Genomic DNA, 19,791 nt, shown 5'->3' on the forward strand with positions numbered 1-19,791 from the left:
GCTTTTACTACCGATCGGCTAGAATTGTTAAAACTTTTATCTGCCCAAATTGCTATTTCCATTGAGAATGCTCAACTCTATGACCAATTAGGGGAATACTCGCGAACGCTGGAACGTAAGGTTATAGAAAGAACGCAAGAATTGGAACAGGAAATGGCTGTCAGAATGCAGACAGAAATAGCCTTGGGCAAGTCTGAGGAAAAGTTTTCCAAAGCCTTTCGTTCCAGTCCTAACCCGATCGCGATCGCCCGATTCGCAGATGGACGCTACATCGAAGTAAACGACAGTTTCCTCAGCACTTTTAGTTACTCTCGCGAACAGGTAATTGGTTTTACAGCAATTGAGTTGAATTTTTGGGGTAATTTAGAAGAATGTGACAGATACAGACAGCTCTTGCAAGAATCAGGAGTGGTTCGCAATCAGGAATTCGATTGTCGTACTTCATCAGGCGAGGTGAGGAAGATGCTGGTATCAGCAGATATTATTGAGCTGGGTGGAGAAGCGTGTATTCTGTTAGTCACTAACGACATTACCGAGCGTCAAAGGGTAGAAGAAGCGCTCAAAGAAAGCGAGGCTAAATACCGTGACTTAGTTGAAACATCGCAGGATATGATTTGGTCACTTGATATCGAAGGGCGTTATACCTTCGTCAACGCTGCCGTCCAACAGATTTTTGGCTACTGCCCTGAAGAAATGATCGGGCGAAAATTCAGTGATTTTCAGCCACCTCAACAACTTCCTAAAGATAACGAGATATTCCAACGTATGCTGAATGGAGAGTCCGTATTTCAGAATGAAACTATACAATTAGCTAAAGATAGTAGACCTATCAATCTCCGGTTTAATTCACTTGTAGTGCGAGATTCCGAGGGAAATATTCTAGGAATAACTGGCACAGCAAGCGATATTACGGAAAGTAAAAAAGCAGAGGCAGCCTTACAAAAATCCAAAGAAGTTGCAGATGCGGCTAACAAGGCTAAAAGCGAATTTTTATCAAAAATGAGTCACGAATTACGAACTCCCCTCAATGCAATTCTCGGCTTTACCCAAGTGCTGGCGCGCGATTCATCCCTTTCTAACATACAGCAGGGACAGATAGGCATCATTAATCGTTCTGGCGAGCATTTGCTGACGCTGATTAATGACGTGCTGGAAATGTCTAAAATCGAGGCAGGTCGGATCACCTTAAATCCTACTAGCTTTGACCTGTATCATTTGCTTCATTCTCTCGAAGAAATGCTCAAAATCAAAGCTGATTCTAAAGGTTTACAGCTCAGGTGGCACATCAATTCTAACATTCCTCAGTATGTAAAAACTGACGAAAGTAAATTGCGTCAAGTCTTGATTAATCTGTTAGGAAATGCGATCAAGTTTACTACGAAGGGAAGTGTAACGCTTCGGGTTGGAGCAATTAGCGCGAAACAAAAGTCCCTAACAGACAACGAACCACGGACTATTACGTTTGAAGTGGAAGACACTGGTTACGGCATTGATCCTACTGAGGTAGGCTCTCTATTTAAGGCTTTTGTGCAAACTGACGCAGGTCGGAAATCTCAAGAAGGAACAGGCTTGGGTTTACCCATCAGCCGACAATTCGTACAACTGATGGGAGGAGACATTACCGTCAGCAGTATCTTGAATCGAGGAACAACTTTTAGTTTTGATATCCAAATTAGCGCCCCTGAGATGGCTGAAGTTCAACCTCGACAATTAAGAAGGCGGGTAATTGGTTTACAACCCAACCAACCCTCATATCGCATCTTGGTGGTTGATGATAAATGGGAGAGCCGTTTGCTACTGGTTCATCTTCTTAAACCGCTTGGCTTGGAGGTGCGCGAAGCAGTAAATGGTCAAGAAGCTATTAGAACCTGGGAAACTTGGAAACCTCACCTAATTTGGATGGATATGCAAATGCCTGTGATAGACGGGTATGAGGCCACCAGACAAATTAAAGCCAATATTCAAGATGAGGCTACCTCGATTGTGGCGTTGACCGCTAGCGCTTTTGAGGAGGAGCGAGCCATTGTTTTATCATCAGGCTGTGACGATTTTGTGAGCAAGCCTTTCCAAGAAGAAGTTATTTTTGCCAAAATGGCTGAACATTTAGGGGTACAGTATATTTATGAAGATTTACCGAACTTTACATTATCTCAGCTTGAGGGTCAAGACTTGAGTGTAAAAGAAGGGGAAAAAACTGAAAATTTAAGGACAACTTTGGCGACAATGCCTACGGATTGGGTGAGACAGTTACATCATGGAGCTATCGATGCTGATGCCGGCCTGATTTTAAGCTTAGTCTCCACAATCCCTGAATCCGATACTTTTTCTGCGGAGATTCTCACCGATTGGATTCATAATTTTCGATTTGATAAAATTACTGACTTAACCGAACAACTTATCCCATGAACAGCCAGAAATTAGCATCTCATGTTGCCAATCTTTTAGTGGTTGACGATACCCCCGACAACCTGCGTCTTTTATCGACTATGTTGAGCGACAAAGGATATAAAGTTCGGGGCGTAATCAACGGGGAAATGGCATTAAAAGCAGCACGTTCCACCCCGCCAGATTTGATTTTACTGGACATCACGATGCCCCAGATGAACGGCTATGAAGTTTGCCAACATTTAAAAGCGGATGGCAGAACTTCGGGTATTCCAGTTATTTTCTTGAGCGCCCTAGATCGAGTCTTGGATAAAGTCAAAGCATTTGCTGTGGGAGGAGTAGACTACATCACCAAGCCATTTCATTTAGAAGAAGTTTTAGCTCGTGTCGAAAATCAACTAACTATTCAACGTTTGCAAAAAAAAATGCACGAGCAAAATGCGCGATTGCAGGAGTCTGAGGCTAAAGAGCGGAATAAATCCCAACAACTAGAGCTGGCTCTACAACAGTTACAAAATGCACAAGCTCAGCTCATCCAAAGCGAGAAAATGTCAAGTTTAGGGAATGTCGTAGCAGGGGTAGCTCACGAAATTAACAACCCGATTAGCTTCATTAAAGGGAACCTCTCGCCCGTAAGGGAGTACACTGAAGATTTGCTGAGGCTGGTGCAACTCTACACAGAAGATTTCCCCAATCCCACAGCAGCTATCCAGGAACAACTGGAGGCAATCGATTTCGCTTTTCTCAGGAATGACTTGCCGAAGTTAATTGCTTCTATGAGCATAGGAGCTGACCGAATCGGAGAAATAGTGCAATCGCTGCGGAATTTTTCCCGACTCGATGAAGCTGAGTTAAAAGTGGTGGATATTCATGAAGGAATTGAAAGTACGCTGATGATTTTGCAGCATCGGCTAAAAGATGAAGCAGATCAAAGGATAATTAAAGTGGTAAAAGAGTATGATGATCTGCCAAAGATAGAATGCTACGCGGGGCAAATGAATCAGGTTTTTATGAATGTTCTGACGAATGCGATTGAAGCGTTGCAATCCCCAAAACGTTGGGCAAATGATGTAGATGATAGCAGATCCATCCCTACTATTACTATTTGCACGAAGTTACTCTCCGACTTTCAAGTGGGTATTTATATTACTGATAATGGCCCCGGCATAACCCAAGATATTCAACAACGCATACTTGAGCCATTTTTTACAACAAAGACAGTGGGAACAGGAAAGGGTTTGGGGTTATCGATTAGCTATACTATTGTAGTGGACGACCACGGGGGGCAACTCCGTTGTTTTTCGATACCGGATCAAGGGGCGACATTCGCCATCGAACTTCCGATTTACCACTCTACAAAACGTTTTTTTGAAGAAGATTTAGGCGGGTTATAAGCCACTAAAATAAAAGTAGTCAAACATGGTGTAAAATCAGGAATCTTGTTTATTTATGAGTCAGTGTATTTGTAATTTTGAGACAAATTTCTATTAATCACAAGTTGATACTCTTAGCCACAGAGTCCGAAATATTTTCCGGCAACGCTCCTTAAATTGCCAACGGTCACCGACTTGTTTTTTTGCGTAGCTTATGCACGCACTCTCAAACCCACAATAATGATGAATTTCTACCCTCATTTTTTTTCAGCAAAAACCCTAGCAATTGTTTGTGTAATTGCTGCATTTGTTGTCCTTGGAGGCAAAGTCTTTGCCACAACAATCGATTATGCACCGCCATTTCAAGAAACCAGCTTTTACAGTACGATGATATCTGCTAATAACGATTTAGCTGACATTTATTATCCTAAATCATCTGATATTAGTTTGGGTAATTACTCTTTCCCCATTGTACTTTTATTGCAAGGTGCGCTTGTAGATAAATCATTTTATTCAGATTACGCTAGCCATGTGGCGCGGTACGGCTTTGTGGTAGTCGTTCCGAACCATTTGCGGCCTTCGCCCTTCAATCCCAGTTCACCGCCTAATTTGGCGTCGGAAACTTCGCAAATTGCGGCGGTTTTGTCGCAAATGGCGATCGAAAACACAAAGCCCACATCTCCGATCGCGTCTGTTATCGATACGCAGCGCCTTGGTTTATTGGGTCATTCTTTTGGTGGTGCGGTGGGGTTATCAGTGATTGCCAACAAATGCCTCCCAGAATTGTATTTGTGTCAAGAGCCATTTACGCGCCCGAAAGAACTATTAGCGGCTGCATTTTTTGGAGCTAACTTGCGGAATCCCATTGCTAATGAATTTGTACCCATCGCTAATGATGGCATTGCAGTGGCGTTGATTCAAGGGGATATCGATGGTGTCGCCCTGCCCGATCGATCTCAAAGCACCTTTGACCAAATTCAAACACCACCCAAAGCTTTGATTACTGTTATGGGTGCAAATCACTTCGGCATTACCGATGTTAATAACCCCGCTGGTGCGATGCCCGATCGCAATACTGCTACCTTAGAGCGAGCCGTAGGTATTGAAACGATCGCCCGTTGGAGCGGGCTGTTTCTGCGGGCACATATGCTTAAAGATCGATCGGCATTTGATTATATTTACTCTCAAGGTGACGCCCTCGATCCGAATGTCCGTGTTACCACCGTTCCAGTTCCCAAACCATCTTCTAAGTAGCTCCACCTAAAAAAACGTAAGATAGATTAAGGCTAATACATAGTGTGCCTAAATTTTTATTATTTGGGATCACTGATCTGACAGACCGCGAGCACTATATTGTTTTAAGCATCTATGTACAGTAATTCTATGTACACCTAAACGTTCAGCTACATCTGTAAGGCTTTTAATCGCTCCAGTCTTTAACCAATAAAGTGCCTGAATTTTTTATTTATTAGGTAGAGTTCGCTGCTCTGACTAAATTATTTTTAACTCGTATGCTATTAAATCCATTCTTTCTTAGTAGTTTACTTTCATAAATTATTCCTCAAACTTGGTTCTTCATTTTAGGATTTTATTGGGTATAGCAAAACCATTTGATTTGTAAACAATCGATTCAATCATCACAAGCGTTTCAGGTTGTTCTACATTGACGACTCAAATAGACTTGCTATATATTATTAACTAAATTTTCCTTTTCAGTAACCTCAGCCTGCCGCTTAAAGACTAGCAACGTAATATCATCAAACACTTTCTGCTTACCGATATGTTGGCGTAAATCTATAATCACCGCATCCTTAACTTCAGCAGCAGACTTGTGCCAATTTTGACTAATCACTTGACACAATTGCTTCAGTCCATACTGCTTTTTGCGGATGTTATAGGCTTCTGGAATCCCATCAGTATAAAGCACCACGCCATCTCCAGGTTCTAGCTCAATCAGGATGTGACTGATGAAGCCTGCGATATCATCATCTAAAGCGATCGGGAAACCTAAATCCATCGTGTCGATGCGCTCAACTTCTCCATTGTTTCGCACAACAAGCGTTTCTTCATGCTGACCGCTGATGCTGATCCGTCCTTCGGAGTAGCTCAAAATCGCCAGCGTCAGACTTTTCTCAGAATTCATGCGCTGCACGTTTTTGTAGAGGGTACGGTTGAGTACATCCAGGAATCGAACCGGGTCTAGTCCACGAATCTCTTGCAGAGTGCGAACTGAGGTTTGCGCCATCAGCATCAGAATGCCGCTTTCCAGGCCGTGTCCGGTGACATCACCGATCGCCAGCGTGACCACACCATCGATCTGTAGCACGTCGTAGTAGTCGCCTCCTACTTCATCGGCGGATTCCATGTATGCGGCGATATCTAGTCCGTCAATTTCCAGTTCATCAGGGTTGGGCAAAATCATTTGCTGGATCTGACGGGCCACATTCACTTCTGCACCTAAGCGGAGGTTGTCTACTTTGAGTTTTTCGTTGAGGCTAATGATTTCCTGATTAGCATTAGCGAGTTCTGCTGTTCGTTCTTTAACTTTGTCTTCGAGGGTTTCAAAGGATTCTTGGAGTTGCCTCGCCATGCTGTTGAAAGATCGTGCCAGCAGACCGATTTCGTCTCGCGATCGCATCTTCACACGCATATCTAAGTGACCCGCCGTAAACTGGGCAACCGCTTGGGTGAGGTAAATCAGAGGCTTGGTTAATAGTTGTGCGATCGCAAAAGCGATGATAGTTACAATTGTGGCGATGATTGCTAATAAAAGAAGTGCATCACGTATTTGTTTTTTTACAGGTGCTAGGGCAACGGCAATCGGCTGTGCGAAAAGGACTGACCAAGGTTGATATTTCAGGTGGGCGATCGCTAAGAGCCTCAACTCATTATTACCCGTAGCTGCCAATCGTGTGGTTAGATCAGGCTGTTTAGTGTCTAATGCTTGCTTGAGGTCGGGCAAATTGATTGCAAGTTCTTTCGTTAGAGTCTTAGACAAACGCCCTTCGCGTTGCAGTTTAGCTACAACATTGGGTGACAAAGGCACAATTGATGTGAAAAGGAGTTCAGGTTTAGTGCTATGTGCCAGATGAATATAGTGTTCATCTAAAAGAACTGCCAAGGATTTCGCACCTGCGCGTTCAGTTTCCCGAGTCACCAACTGCTGGACAGATGTGGCATTGTATGTCACCCGCAATACACCCAATATATTTCCCTTCGCATCGCGAACAGGACTGCTAAAAAAAAGCGTAGCGAGGTTGGAAGTTGTCGTCGATTGCCTAATACTAGAAACAAAAGGTAGTTGAGTTTTGAGCGGTTCTTGGAAGTAATCTTGACGGGATTCATCTCGTCCAACATCCGGTGTATTCGTATCGAGTACATTCCGTCCCTTTAAGTTGAGCAAGGCATAGGAGATAATATTAAGCATATCTTTGCGACTGAGGCGGCTTAAGGTTTCAGTCGCTAACATCTCTTGGGGACTACCATTTCGCCGTTCTGGAGGTAAGCCCAGATAGGCGGCCAAACCTGGTAAAATCGCTTCTACGCGCACGGCATTGAGATTCCCATCGATAAATCCATCTATTCTGTAAGCGGTTTCGTTAGCTGCCGCAGATAGGGCTTGTCGTGCGTTGTCGGTCAATGCCTTTTCAGTTGTCTGCTTGTTGATAAATGCTAACAGCAGCAACGGAATTAGAGCAACGACGAGAAACGAGAAAATTAACTTTGTACGAATGCTTTTGAAAAAGGAGCGCTTCATGGTTGCAGGCTAGGACGGGGAAGTTAAGAAAGAAGAATTGAACAAGGTTTCTAGATTGGGAAGGCGCGTCACATTGCCAGCGCGAATAAAAAAATCCGCATATTTCTTGGCGTTTTTGTAGATATAATTAGGACTGTCTGATTGAAAGAAGTTTTTATTTTCTGCAAAGTCAGTGAGGTCTATTCCCTCGAAAGAAATTTTCTTACTGGGAATATTCAACGCTTGGCTCGCGATCTCGTTTCCTTCCGGAATATTTGTTTCCCAATAAGACAAGGCTTGAAGCCAGCCTCGCACAAAGGCGCGAATATCTTCGGGGCGATCGCGTATCACCTCACCCCGAAACGCGACCAAATCCAAAATTAAGCCTGGGGTTTGTTTGCTTGTAAACAGGATATGTGCGCCTAATTTTAATGATTCAGAAAGATACGGTTCCCAAGTGTGCCCTGCTTGGATAGCCTTGTTTTGTAGGCGATCTGGAACTTCTAAAGCATCGACTTTAACCAGCCTAACATCATCGCTCGTCAGCTTAGAGGTTTTCAACATCTCAGTAACGAAGACTTCGCTAAAGCCCCCTAGATTTGCACCAAGCTTTTTTCCTTTCAAGTTAAGAATTGTTTTAATATGCGATTCAGCGACTACCACATCTGCACCTGTCGATTCATCCACAACCATCACAGCTTGTATATCAGGATTTGTGGCACTCAAGATAATCAAATTGCCCAAGGGCAACCCGATCCCATCATACTTCCCTGCACTGAAATCCGCTTGTTGCATTGAGTAGTCTACATTGCTCAGTTCCACGTCTATCCCTTGCGCTTTGAAGAATCCTTTCTTTTGAGCAATGACGACAGGTATATAGCCAATAAAAGGGACAAAACTTACTTTCAGGGGAGGACGTTTTACTTTTAGAGGTTGCGAAGAATGACAAGCAAACAGCAGGCAGCAGGTAATAATAAAGAGGCTGTTTAAAAATGAGCGCTTCATGGTTTCAGGCTAGGAGGGGGGGGTAAAAAAGAAGAATTGAACAAGGTTTCTAGATTGGGAAGGCGCGTCACATTGCCCGTGCGAATAAAAAAGTCTGCATATTTCTTGGCGGTTTTGGAGATATAATTAGGACTGTCTGATTGAAAGAAGTTTTGATTATTTGCAAAGTCAGTAAAGTCTATTCCCTCGAAAGAGAGTGTATTGCTGGGTATATTCAGCGCTTTGCTCACGATCTCCTTTCCTTCGGGAATATTTGCTTCCCAATATGACAAGCCTTGAAGCCAGCCTCGCACAAAGGCGCGAATATCTTCGGGGCGATCGCGTATCACCTCACCCCGAAATGCGACCAAATCTAAAATTAAGCCTGGGGTTTGTTTGCTTGTAAACAGGATATGCGCCCCTAATTTTAATGCTTCAGAAAGATACGGTTCCCAAGTGTGTCCTGCTTGGATAGCATTGTTTTGTAAGCGATCGGGAATTTCTAAATGCTCGACTTGAACCAGGCTAACATCATCGCTTGTCAGTTTAGAGGTTTTCAACATCTCAGTCACGAAAACCTCGCTAAAGCTGCCTAGATGTGCCCCAAGCTTTTTCCCTTTCAAGTTAGGGATTGTTTTAATCCCCGATTGTGCGACTACCACATCTGCACCTGTCGATTCATCCAAAACCATCACAGCTTGCATATCAGGATTTGTGGCACTCAAAATCACCAAATCGCCCAAGGTCAATCCGATCGCATCATACTTCCCTGCACTGAAATCCGCGTCTTGCAATTGTGAGTAGTCTACATAGCCCAGTTCCACGTCTATCCCTTGTGCTTTGAAGAATCCTTTCTCTTGAGCAATGATGAGAGGTGTATAGCTAACAAAAGGGACAAAAGATACTTTTAGGGGAGGACGTTTTACTTTTAGGGCTTCCGGGGAATCACAAGCAAACAGCAGCCAGCCGGTAATAATAAATATACAGATGTAAGAGAGTAGTTTAGACATACTATCTAGAAAATTCCTGGTGTAGAAAAGGCGACTCATATTTGCTTGCACCCGATCGACCTAAGTGCATCCTCCGCAATCGCCGCTAAACCTGTTCCGGTGGTTATATCTATAACAAGCTTGCCCGATCGCACTTTTGCCAATTCTACTAACCGACTTGTAGCCTGTTTGTGAAATTCATTCTCGTAGTCGGGGCGGTTGTTGAAGTCATTGAGAATCTGCCGTTTGTAGGCACTTAGCGAGTCAGTCATGGCGAATTATTGGTTTAACTTTCTACTTTAGCAAAGTCTTTGACCTCAATTAATAAATCAATAATCGGTTCTGCATAAATGCTCCGAATCGCTTTGCTACCGATATGGTGAACGGTGATAGCCTTTTCTCCAATTGCTAATGCAATCTTTTTTGACTCTTTAAGCAAGGTAATTCGCCCTGCTGGAGCGTGGTGAACTACTTGTACTTTTCGGAAGTTTTTAAAGTGAGGTAAAGACAGAATTTTTTCTGTTGGCTAAATATTATTTGGCACGACCGTTACTATTTTATCAGCTCCATCGGCGCACCCGAAAATATAAAATATAAAATATAAAAGCGAAATAGTTTTTACCAAAACTCAATTTAAATCGGGGTTTTTAAAGTGGCAGCATATTCAGGAACAGGCTTCCCTAGCCTGTTCCACAATAATGATGATTAGGACTTAAGTATGTGCAAGTTATCGAGCATGGTTTTAGCAGATTCGAGCCAGTCGGGGAACTCGGGTGACATCGCGTATACCCAAACGATCGCGTGTAGGTGTCGCATTTTACGGTACGGTTCCAGGCTGGCAAAGTCGAGCGCATTCGGATAAGCGGCTATCCCCTCATCGTCGAGGTTAATCAAGTCCCAGGCGATCGAACCGGTGCAAGTGTCCTCAAAATCGTTCCACAGCAATCCTTTCGCAGTTGGAATTAAATTTAAGGCATGGGCATCCCCGTGCAGCGGCTGCAACACGCTGACTGAATTGCTTAACTGCCTCAGCAGGCGATCGTAAGTTGTTTGCAGCAGCGTCAGGTCACTTTCCGACAGAATATTGCCAAGCTGTTCGAGCCTTTCGAGCCCGCGCGGAATATCGTTGAGGGGCGGCAGCAGCGGCAAATCGCCCGGGTAATCGCGCAGAACAGCGTGCAGTTCAGCTTGCATTCGTCCGACTGTCGCCCCATCGGGCAAAGCATCAGAGATTGGTTCAAAGTAGCGCCAGAAGCTCATCGTCAAACCGTCGCAATGGTGGGGTACCGGGGGTAAAAAATCGCTGGGAGGGACTACAGGAGCGCCTTTGGCAGCCAGAAAGGCGGCGACAGAGAGTTCGCGGGCCAACCAAGACTCGACGGGCGATCGCACTACGGGGGTTAGGGTAGCGATCCGAGCCACAATGGGTGCAGGTTTCAGGTGAACTCGCACGGAATAGGCGTCAGCAAGCACGTGGGGGTCGTTTACGCGAATGCCCGCAGCAGAGGCAACAGACACCGATGCTGCGACGGCGCGGGCTGTAAGTGCGGGGCGATCGAATTCTGTGGATGGCATAAGCGGCACATTAAAACTGGTTCGCAGTTGCCCGCAGCCGACGAGTCAACGCGCAACTGCGAACCTACTTCTTTGTATTATATTGTAATACACAAGCTCACACTCGCAACGCAGAGAGCACGAGGGAGCTTCCGCGATACAATCTTTGTTTGGTAAAGAATTTTTACGAGTTCTGTGTCCATCACAGGCTTTTCGGTCTGTACTACCCAACCTGCCTGAAAATATGGATTTTGCTACTCTTGCTGCCCAGCTAAATGCTGGAACTATCTTGCCAGAGGGAATTGTCATCATCACCCTCTTGGTGGTTCTCGTCGGCGATTTAATCGTAGGCCGCAGTTCCTCGGGTTGGACTCCCTACGTTGCCGTTGCGGGTTTGTTGGCCGCCGTCGCTGCCTTGTGTTTGCAGTGGGATAACGTTGATACCATCTCGTTTCTAGGCGGTTTTAACAGCGATGCCTTGAGTTTAGTGTTTCGTGGCATTATCGCTTTGACTGCGGCTGTCACTATTTTGATATCCGTCCGCTATGTACTGCAAACTGGTACTGCTTTAGCGGAATTCATCGGCATTTTACTCGCCGCTACTTTGGGGGGAATGTTCCTCAGCGGCGCTGATGAATTGGTGATGATTTTTATTTCGTTGGAAACTCTGAGTATCTCGTCTTATTTGCTGACGGGTTACACAAAACGCGACCCGCGTTCCAATGAAGCTGCTTTGAAATATTTGTTAATTGGCGCTTCTTCTTCGGCAGTGTTTCTCTACGGGCTTTCGCTGCTGTACGGGTTGTCGGGTGGCGAAACTCAGTTAAGTGCGATCGCTGCTAACCTTTCTACTGTGAATGAAGGTCAATCTCTCGGTTTGGTGATTGCCTTGGTTTTTGCGATCGCCGGCATCGCCTTCAAAATTTCTGCAGTTCCCTTTCACCAGTGGACTCCTGACGTTTACGAAGGTTCTCCTACACCCGTTGTTGCCTTTCTTTCTGTCGGTTCCAAAGCAGCCGGTTTTGCCCTAGCAATCCGCTTGTTAACAACTGCTTTCCCCGCACTTATCGAACAGTGGCAGTTCGTGTTCACGGCCTTAGCCATTCTCAGTATGGTGTTGGGAAATGTGGTTGCCCTCGCCCAGACTAGCATGAAGCGGCTTTTGGCTTATTCGTCGATCGCCCAAGCCGGTTTTGTAATGCTGGGTTTGATTGCAGGAACAGAAGCCGGTTACTCCAGCATGATATTTTATATGTTGGTTTACCTGTTTATGAACTTGGGTGCTTTCGCCTGCATTATCCTGTTCTCGCTGCGGACTGGAACCGACCAAATTAGCGAATACTCGGGTTTGTACCAAAAAGACCCGCTGTTAACTTTAGCCTTAAGTATTTGCCTGCTTTCTCTCGGTGGAATTCCGCCCCTGGCTGGATTTTTCGGCAAAATCTATCTGTTCTGGGCCGGCTGGCAAGCAGGACTTTACGGCTTAGTTATTCTGGGATTAATTACCAGCGTAGTTTCGATTTACTACTACATCCGCGTTGTCAAGATGATGGTAGTAAAAGAACCTCAAGAAATGTCAGACGCGGTAAAAAATTATCCCGAAGTTCGCTGGAACCTTCAGGGAATGCGGCCTTTGCAAGTCAGCGTTGTACTCACCTTGGTGGCGACAACATTGGCGGGGATTTTGTCGAACCCTTTGTTTAATTTGGCTAATGATGCTGTTACCAAAACTCCCATGTTGCAGTCGGCTTTGAGTCAGGTGCAACCTGTTGTGGGTGCGAAAATTGAATCGAATTTGGTGTCTCGCCGGGATTAATTTTTCCTGTTTGTGAAATAGTGGAAAACGCCTGACTCTTTGCAGTTGGGCGTTTCTTTTTTGTTGTGATATACTGTTAATTATGATTTTTGACCGCAGATGTAGGCAGATAAACGCAGATAAACGCAGATAAAAGTTAGTACAGAGGCAACAATGTTAGTACAAAGTAAGGAAAAGTTTTATACTCCAGATGAGTACCGGGACTTAGAGGAAAATGCTGAGTTTAGAAATGAATACCGCGATGGAGAAATTGTACAAATGACGGGTGGTAGTATTAATCACAGCCAGATAATCGGTAATATTTATGCGTTATTAAAATCTGCTTTGCGGGGAAAGAATGCCCGACCATTTATGAGCGATTTGCGGTTGTGGATTCCTCGGTATCGACGCGGGACTTATCCAGATGTGATGGTAGTTGAAGGAGAATTAGTTTGCACAGAGGGACGGAAAGATGAAATACTCAATCCTGTGCTGATTGTGGAAGTGCTTTCTAAGTCTACCAAGGATTTCGATCGGGAGGATAAGTTTCGGTTTTATCGATCGATCCCTGAATTCCGTGAATATGTGTTAGTCAATCAATCTGAGTTTTTAGTCGCACAATATATTAAAACAGAATCAAATGAATGGTTGTTTCGGGAATATGAGGGAGAATCAGCAATAGTTTCTTTCGCTTCAGTGGAAGTGCAAATGTCGATGCTGGATATTTATGAGCTGGTTGTATTTGAAACCCAGGAAACGGAAGTACAGCAGTAAAATTCATGCTATGGGGTGATGCAATGTCTAGCTTGGTAACAGTAAAACAATAATAAGTTGGTTGGTGGTCAGGACTTGAGTCTTCTAATTTTTATGAGGGAAGATATGGTTAACTACCGAATTGTCGAAACTTTGGCTGACAGCCAGGTTTCAGACTTGATGGATTTGTACAAAAACGAGTTTTGGAGCGACAAGCGGACGCGGCAGGATGTTGTGAAAATGCTTGCTGCAACTGATGTTATCATTGGTTTGGTCGATGAGAGCGATCGACTAATTGCTTTTACTCGCGTTATCACCGATTTCGTATACAGAGCGATGATTTTTGATGTCATTGTCAAGCCGACGCACAGAAAGATGGGACTGGGTGCGAAGTTGATGGATGCAGTTTTAAATCATCCAGAATTGCAAGCTGTCGAGAACTTTGCTCTTAATTGTTTGCCCAACATGATGCCGTTTTACGAGCGTTGGGGTTTCACAGATGATGTGGGCGAGATGAAGTTTATGCGGCGAACAACAGGCTGAACTCAGCCCCTTGAAAGCCCCAATTTTTCTCTAATTGCGTCTTCTTTGAAACCTACTAAAACAGCCGTTCCATCTTTAACGAAAAGAGGACGTTTCAGCAGCATCGCATCCTTTGCAAAAGCCTCTACCCACTGTTCGCTAGTCCAATTATTCTTGTCGTCGCCCAAAGCGCGGTAAGATTGACCGGAAGTATTTCGCATGGGTTGAAAACCCACAGCAGCTACCCAGCTTTGAATTGTTTCGCGAGTCGGCGGCTGTTCTTTGGTGTTAATGAACTCGTAATTAACATCGCTATTTTTGAGCCACTGGAAAGCTTTTTTGCAGGTGCCGCAGTTCGGTATTCCGTAAACTTGAATTGACATAATAATGACTGTTGACTGTTGACTGTTGACTGTTTGCTAATAACAACTAACAACTGACTAATGACTACTAACTAATGACTACTGACTAATCTAGCTTGTTGAACCCATTTTTGCACGCGATCGACTGAAGGAGTCAAGTCATTGCGCTGCATCGTCGCTACGTGCAGCCTTAAAACTTGTTGATGCAATCTTTCCACGGGCATTTGAGCCAATTGAGCCGGCGAAGCAACACCCGCGTGCAGTAACAGCCCGCAATACTGACAGCCTACACTCGGAATTCGAGCCAAATTTGCCATCGCTACCCATTTATTAACATATTGAATGTTAATCTGTAATTGATGGGCTAGCAACACTTTCGCCGCCTGCGTTTTCGTCATGCGAATTAGTTGTCCGGTTGTGGTGATGCTGCACTCTTCCAGTTGAGATTGGTTTTCCTTGCTCAATCCCGGTAAATGTGAGATCGGCCAGTCGCGTACTTGCACAGAAGTTTGAGGAGCTTTATGAGAAATTTTCATGTTTTTTCAGTTAATTTTACTTATACTTTAAAGTCTCATATATCAAACAGTCAATAGAGGATATCGCTCACGCCACCCAATCAACAAAAACCAGACCAAGGAATTTGACTAATTGCGGGTGTTGTGACATTTCTGCTCATTGCTTGCAGAAAAACACTTTTAGCCTGTTTTTACTGAGAGTGATCAGGCTTACTGCTTAACCAAATCATCCCGGCGATGACGAGAAAGACTCTAAAAAAGACAGCTTATAAATGCTAGCAAAAAAGAAGTGACCGATGAGGATTTCCTCAAAAATGCCTGCCAAGTTGGCAGTCCGAATTTTAGTTTTTTAATGCTGAGAATGCAAAAACTTGTGGCTGACTGCAAACCCAACTCAAAATTATAGGTTTTTACCCATGACAATTACACAAGGTGATGATTTGTTAACTCATACTTTACAGCAACGGTGGCAAAAACTGGCTAGTTTAATTAATTTTCCGGTAATTTTATGGTCGGGGCGCAGCATTCCTCGCAATTATCCGGCACTTACTTATCCATTTCGTGCCAGCAGTCACTTTTTATATTTTGCTGGTTTGCCCTTAGAAAATGCTGCCATTCGCTTAGAATCGGGCAAGTTAGAATTGTTCTTAGATGACGCACCTGCTAGCAGCACTCTTTGGCACGGAGAAATGCCGAAAAGAGCAGAAATTGCCGAACTAATTGGGGCTGATGCTGCTTTCCCAATGGCTGAATTGAAAGCGCGATCTACAAATGCAGCAACGATCGCAGTTCAGGATTCTTGGACTCAGTTGCAACAGTCTCAAATTCTAGATCGCCCTCTGGCACCGCCCAACTCGCCAACCGGAATCGACCTAGAATTAACTCAGGCGATCGTATCTCTGCGCCTGAGCCACGACGCAGCCAGTTTGGTCGAATTGCGTCAAGCTGCCGCTGTTACTGTAGAAGCTCACAAAGCGGGGATGGCGGCAACTCGAAATGCTAAAATTGAAGCAGGGGTGCGCGCTGCAATGGAAAGTGTCATCATATCTAAAAATATGACCTATGCCTATCCTAGTATCGTGACTGTGCATGGAGAAGTGCTGCACAGCGAACATTATCACAATTCCCTACAAACCGGAGATTTGCTGTTAGCAGATGTCGGTGCGGAAACATCAATGGGATGGGCGGCTGATGTCACTCGCACTTGGCCGGTTTCTGGCAAGTTTTCTCCGACTCAAAGAGCGATTTATGATGTAGTTTGGGCAGCACACGATGCTTGTATTGATAAAGTTAGTCCGGGGGTGGAATATCAAGACATTCATCTGTTAGCTGCTCGAATTATGGCGGAAGGATTAGTAGATTTGGGTATCTTGCAGGGCAATGTTGAAGATTTGGTAGAGATGGATGCTCACGCGCTATTTTTTGTCCACGGAATCGGACATTTAATCGGTTTGGATGTTCACGATATGGAAGATTTAGGCGATTTGGCTGGCTATGAAGAAGGAAGAACCAGAAGCAGTCGGTTTGGGTTGGGATTTTTGCGGTTGAATCGAGTTTTGCGTCCTGGAATGCTGGTATCGATCGAACCGGGATTTTATCAAGTTCCGGCAATTTTGAATAGTTCTGAAAATCGTGCCAAATATAAAAATTTTGTTAAGTGGGAGGAGTTGGAAAAATTTGCCGATGTGCGGGGGATACGCATAGAAGATGATATACTTGTCATCAATGACGGTAGAGAAGTATTGACAGGGAAATTGCCCACAAAAGCTCCGGAGATTGAGGAGTTAGTTGCGGTAAATACGTAAGTATAGCCTACTTCGATCACACATACGCAGTTCCATCAGGGGTGAAAAACAATAAATAAAGATGAATAAAGATTGGCCAACAAGTCTTTTGATATTAGTTAAAAAAGTGCTCTCGCAAGTCAGAAAATTCGCAGCAATAATACTTCCACGCAGTGTTCGTAAACCTATATCCTCGCCGCCTCCGATGCAAGCTGCACCTTTGCCTAGCAACGAAGAAGAGAGGCTAGATGCACTTCACCGCTACAACATTCTCGACACAGAAGCCGAAGCAGCTTTTGATGATCTAACAGCTTTAGCATCTTATATTTGTGGCACTCCGATTGCTTTAGTAAGCTTAATAGATTCTAACCGACAGTGGTTTAAATCCAAAGTCGGTCTGGAAGCGCCAGAAACTCCGAGAGAGTTAGCTTTTTGCGCCCACGCTATTTTAAATCCCAACGAATTATTAGTTGTACCCAATGCTCTAGATGACAATCGCTTTGTCGGCAATCCGCTAGTAACTTCTGATCCAAATATTCGGTTTTATGCTGGAGCCCCGCTAGTAACTCCTGACGGTTATCCGATTGGCACTTTGTGCGCGATAGATACAGTTCCTCGTAATCTCACCCCAGAACAGCTAGAAGCGCTGCGGACTTTAGGACGGCAAATTATCAACCACATGGAGTTGCGAATAAATCTAACTAAATTAAAGCGCGCACAGATTAAGAACAAAAAAGTAGAAGAAAAACTGCGTTCTACCGACGAGCAAATTGTCAATTTTTTAGAAGGAATGAGCGATGCTTTTTTTGCTTTCGACACCCAGTGGCGATTTACTTACATCAATTACAAAGCATCGCAATTTTTGAAGCGCTCGCAGGAAGAACTTTATGGTAAAAATTTTTGGGAAGAGTTTCCCGAATTCGTGAATTCTGATTTTTATAAAGAGTATCATGAAGCGGTAGCCAAACAAATTGGAGTGGCTTTTGAAAAATATTATCGCCCTTTAAAAGTGTGGTTGGAAGTGCGGGTTTTTCCTTCTCACGACGGCATTTCTGTGTTTTTTCATGATATAACTACGCGCAGGCAGATGGAATCTGCACTCAGAAAAGAACAGAAAAAAACTGAAAGTTTACTGCTAAATATTTTGCCCGAACCGATCGTCGATCGGTTGAAGCACGAACCGGGGGTAATTGCAGACAAGTTTGAAAAAGCAACAATTCTTTTTGCTGACTTGGTAAATTTTACCCAAATTTCTACCACCATGTCCGCCACTAAATTAGTGTACTTGCTGAATGAAATTTTCTCAGCTTTTGACCAACTGAGTGAGAAGCACGGCTTAGAAAAAATCAAGACGATCGGGGACGCTTACATGGTAGCAGCCGGTCTTCCCATTGAACGTCCAGACCACGCAGAGGCGATCGCCGAAATGGCGCTGGATATGGTAGCAGCAATTAAGGAATTAAATGTGAAGCTAGACGCGAATTTTGACCTCCGCATCGGGATTAATAGCGGCCCGGTGGTAGCGGGGGTAATCGGCACTAAAAAATTCATTTACGATTTGTGGGGAAATGCCGTGAATACAGCCAGCCGCATGGAATCTCACGGCATACCAGGTCGCATTCAAGTCAGCCACTATACTCATAAGTTGCTGCAGGATAAATATGAATTTGAAGATCGCGGCGAGATCGAGATTAAAGGTCAAGGGCAAATGCAAACTTATTTCCTGATGGGGAGAAACACAGTAAGCGATCTCAAAATTGCAGAGTAAATAAAACTAAGACTGGAAAGTACCTGATTGTTGAGGAAATGCCGGAGGCTGCGATCGATCGCTTCTTCGGCGCGATCGTCCTGTGGTAGAACGTCTGCTGCAGATCAACCAAATAAGATTATGCTATAGACAGAGATATCCGAGCAATTCTATGCGCGGTACTCGAGGTTATATAAATACTAAGTTGAATTCGTCGGAGCCTTTAATAATGGTTCAATTTCATATTCAAACAGATAGCGATATTCCAGCATCCACCCAACTATTCAATCAAATCAGGTTTGCGATCGCCTCGCGACAATTTCCGCCCGGACACCGCTTGCCCAGCACCAGACAGCTAGCCATGCAGACAGGTTTGCACCGCAACACCATCAGCAAAGTATACCGCCAGCTCGAAAATACTGGACTCGTAGAAGCGCAAGCAGGATCGGGCATTTACGTCCGCGCCCTAGGCAACGAACACGGCAACAAACTCAAATCTCCGATCCTCGAAGAATATCCCCTTGCCAACAAAATAGTGCAAGGAAGTATCGATCAACTGCTGGGACAGGGCTGTACGCTCAACCAAGCGAGGGAATTATTTTTGGCAGAAATTGACTGGCGGCTCAGGTGCAGCGCCCGCGTCGTCGTCACAGCCCCCACAGAAGACATCGGCGTGGGTGAACTGATGGCGAAAGAACTCGAACAAGCCCTTCGCATTCCCATACAGTTAGTGCCGATGGAACAGCTAGGTACTTTTTTGGATCAAATCTCTTCGGGAACTGTGATCACGAGTCGATATTTTATCGGAGAAGCAGAATCGATTTCGGCACCGCGTTCTGTGCGAGTTATTCCTGTAGACATCTACGACTACAGCCAGGAAATCCAGCTAGTGGGGAGTTTGCCCAAAGACAGTTATTTGGGTCTCGTTAGCCTGAGTCCGGGAATGCTACGATCGACCGAAGTCATCATCCACAGCATCCGGGGAGAGGATTTGCTGGTGATGACGGCCTTGGTGTCAGACGAGTACAAGATTAACTCGATCGTGCGATCGGCTAGAACAATTTTTTGCGACCAACCGAGTTTTGCTACAGTAAAAGCTGCCATCAATGCGGCTAGAGAAGATATTATTCGTCCCCCGCAACTGATATGCTCCGAAAATTACATCGGATCTAAGTCGATTAATTTGCTCAAGCGCGAGTTGGGCTTGGGGTAAGTCAGTTGACAGTTGACAGTTGACAGTTGACAGTTGACAGTTGACAGTTGACAGTTGACAGTTGACAGTTGACAGTTGA

18 protein-coding genes are annotated in these 19,791 nt (G+C 44.6%); 9 read left to right on the top strand and 9 right to left on the bottom strand.

Features of this window, described 5'->3' with window-relative positions; genetic code table 11:
* The 3 genes from QUA03_RS00005 to QUA03_RS00015 all read left to right on the top strand — a co-directional run.
* Positions 1-2,406, top strand: a 2,406-nt coding sequence (locus QUA03_RS00005) for a PAS domain S-box protein (RefSeq protein WP_333208665.1), incomplete at its 5' end; no start/stop codon positions are given.
* A complete protein-coding gene (locus tag QUA03_RS00010; protein ID WP_333208667.1) occupies positions 2,403-3,779 on the top strand; it encodes a response regulator in 1,377 nt (458 codons plus the stop codon). The genes QUA03_RS00005 and QUA03_RS00010, both read left to right, overlap by 4 nt.
* A gap of 219 nt (positions 3,780-3,998) precedes the next feature.
* A complete protein-coding gene (locus tag QUA03_RS00015; RefSeq protein WP_333208670.1) occupies positions 3,999-5,012 on the top strand; it encodes a poly(ethylene terephthalate) hydrolase family protein in 1,014 nt (337 codons plus the stop codon).
* 69 nt (positions 5,013-5,081) lie between these two features.
* On the opposite strand, the gene QUA03_RS00020 is transcribed toward QUA03_RS00015, so the two are convergent.
* The 7 genes from QUA03_RS00020 to QUA03_RS00050 form a co-directional block, all read right to left on the bottom strand.
* The gene (locus QUA03_RS00020) at positions 5,082-5,216 is read right to left on the bottom strand and encodes a helix-turn-helix domain-containing protein (RefSeq protein ID WP_333208931.1); all 135 of its coding nucleotides are present in this window, start codon (positions 5,214-5,216) and stop codon (positions 5,082-5,084) included.
* A 226-nt stretch (positions 5,217-5,442) separates the two neighbouring features.
* Positions 5,443-7,515 (bottom strand): SpoIIE family protein phosphatase, encoded by a 2,073-nt coding sequence (locus tag QUA03_RS00025; protein ID WP_333208672.1) that lies wholly within the window; start codon positions 7,513-7,515, stop codon positions 5,443-5,445.
* Between the two features lie 9 nt (positions 7,516-7,524).
* Positions 7,525-8,499 (bottom strand): ABC transporter substrate-binding protein, encoded by a 975-nt coding sequence (locus QUA03_RS00030; RefSeq protein WP_333208674.1) that lies wholly within the window; start codon positions 8,497-8,499, stop codon positions 7,525-7,527.
* A complete protein-coding gene (locus QUA03_RS00035) occupies positions 8,496-9,488 on the bottom strand; it encodes an ABC transporter substrate-binding protein (RefSeq protein ID WP_333208677.1) in 993 nt (330 codons plus the stop codon). Before QUA03_RS00035 ends, QUA03_RS00030 begins: the two co-directional genes overlap by 4 nt.
* 35 nt (positions 9,489-9,523) lie before the next feature.
* Positions 9,524-9,739, bottom strand: a complete 216-nt coding sequence (locus tag QUA03_RS00040; RefSeq protein ID WP_333208679.1) for a hypothetical protein — start codon at positions 9,737-9,739, stop codon at positions 9,524-9,526.
* 14 nt (positions 9,740-9,753) lie between these two features.
* Positions 9,754-9,981, bottom strand: coding sequence for a GrpB family protein (locus tag QUA03_RS00045; RefSeq protein ID WP_333208933.1), 228 nt, complete (start codon positions 9,979-9,981; stop codon positions 9,754-9,756).
* 191 nt (positions 9,982-10,172) lie between these two features.
* Positions 10,173-11,042, bottom strand: a complete 870-nt coding sequence (locus QUA03_RS00050; RefSeq protein ID WP_333208681.1) for a phosphotransferase — start codon at positions 11,040-11,042, stop codon at positions 10,173-10,175.
* A 223-nt stretch (positions 11,043-11,265) separates the two neighbouring features.
* Between QUA03_RS00050 and QUA03_RS00055 the strand changes: the two genes are divergently transcribed.
* The 3 genes from QUA03_RS00055 (at position 11,266) to QUA03_RS00065 (ending at position 14,112) form a co-directional block, all read left to right on the top strand.
* On the top strand, positions 11,266-12,837 hold the full coding sequence (locus QUA03_RS00055; RefSeq protein ID WP_333208683.1) for an NAD(P)H-quinone oxidoreductase subunit N: 1,572 nt from the start codon (positions 11,266-11,268) through the stop codon (positions 12,835-12,837).
* Positions 12,838-12,990: 153 nt separating this feature from the next.
* Positions 12,991-13,590: a Uma2 family endonuclease gene (locus tag QUA03_RS00060; protein ID WP_333208685.1), complete on the top strand. Its 600-nt coding sequence runs from the start codon at positions 12,991-12,993 to the stop codon at positions 13,588-13,590.
* Positions 13,591-13,695: 105 nt separating this feature from the next.
* Positions 13,696-14,112: a GNAT family N-acetyltransferase gene (locus tag QUA03_RS00065; RefSeq protein WP_333208687.1), complete on the top strand. Its 417-nt coding sequence runs from the start codon at positions 13,696-13,698 to the stop codon at positions 14,110-14,112.
* A 2-nt stretch (positions 14,113-14,114) separates the two neighbouring features.
* Here QUA03_RS00065 and QUA03_RS00070 read toward each other — a convergent pair whose 3' ends face one another.
* Together QUA03_RS00070 and QUA03_RS00075 are read right to left on the bottom strand one after the other, a co-directional pair.
* The gene (locus QUA03_RS00070; protein ID WP_333208689.1) at positions 14,115-14,474 is read right to left on the bottom strand and encodes a Spx/MgsR family RNA polymerase-binding regulatory protein; all 360 of its coding nucleotides are present in this window, start codon (positions 14,472-14,474) and stop codon (positions 14,115-14,117) included.
* A gap of 71 nt (positions 14,475-14,545) precedes the next feature.
* Positions 14,546-14,989, bottom strand: coding sequence for a DUF4332 domain-containing protein (locus QUA03_RS00075; RefSeq protein ID WP_333208691.1), 444 nt, complete (start codon positions 14,987-14,989; stop codon positions 14,546-14,548).
* A gap of 395 nt (positions 14,990-15,384) precedes the next feature.
* Here QUA03_RS00075 and QUA03_RS00080 point away from each other — a divergent pair, with 395 nt between their 5' ends.
* The 3 genes from QUA03_RS00080 (at position 15,385) to QUA03_RS00090 (ending at position 19,712) form a co-directional block, all read left to right on the top strand.
* Positions 15,385-16,773 (top strand): aminopeptidase P family protein, encoded by a 1,389-nt coding sequence (locus tag QUA03_RS00080; RefSeq protein ID WP_333208694.1) that lies wholly within the window; start codon positions 15,385-15,387, stop codon positions 16,771-16,773.
* A 184-nt stretch (positions 16,774-16,957) separates the two neighbouring features.
* Positions 16,958-18,520, top strand: coding sequence for an adenylate/guanylate cyclase domain-containing protein (locus tag QUA03_RS00085; RefSeq protein ID WP_333230655.1), 1,563 nt, complete (start codon positions 16,958-16,960; stop codon positions 18,518-18,520).
* A gap of 208 nt (positions 18,521-18,728) precedes the next feature.
* Entirely contained in the window at positions 18,729-19,712 is a 984-nt protein-coding gene (locus tag QUA03_RS00090; RefSeq protein WP_333084831.1) for a GntR family transcriptional regulator, read from the top strand.
* Positions 19,713-19,791 lie beyond the last annotated feature (79 nt).

Source organism: Microcoleus sp. S36b_A4, assembly GCF_036700645.1.
GTDB lineage: Bacteria > Cyanobacteriota > Cyanobacteriia > Cyanobacteriales > Microcoleaceae > Microcoleus.